Annotated in this window: 1 pseudogene; it reads right to left on the bottom strand. The window is 67.7% G+C overall.

The window, feature by feature from the left end:
• Positions 1–439 (bottom strand): annotated as a pseudogene (locus tag D7Y13_RS43060) (phosphomannomutase/phosphoglucomutase); the annotation flags it as partial.

Raw genomic sequence — 439 nt, forward strand, 5'->3', positions numbered from 1 at the left:
GTGTCCGCACGGGCGTCCCCCCGAGTTCGGAGACGAGCTCGGGGACGGCGCGCGAGGTGATGAGGTTGTGGATGATCGTCGCGCCCGGGTTCTTGGCGAGTTCTCGCGCGGCGACGAGCCCGGTCACCGCCGACGGCGAGACGGGATCGCCCTTCTCGTCGACGACGAAGCATCGATCGGCGTCGCCGTCGAAGGCCAGCCCGATGTCGGCGCCGGTCTCACGGACGTAGGCCTGCAGGTCCACGAGGTTCGCCGGGTCGAGGGGGTTCGCCTCGTGGTTGGGAAAGGTGCCGTCGAGTTCGAAGTAGAGTGAACGCACGGTGAACACCGGGGAATCACCCAGGACCGCCGGGACGGTGTGTCCCCCCATGCCGTTCCCCGCGTCAACCGCGACCGTCAGCGGTCTACTACCGGAGAGATCGACGAGTTCGTGCAGATA

Origin of the sequence: Corallococcus praedator, from assembly GCF_003612125.1 — a bacterium.
In the GTDB taxonomy this organism is placed as follows: Bacteria; Myxococcota; Myxococcia; order Myxococcales; family Myxococcaceae; genus Corallococcus; species Corallococcus praedator.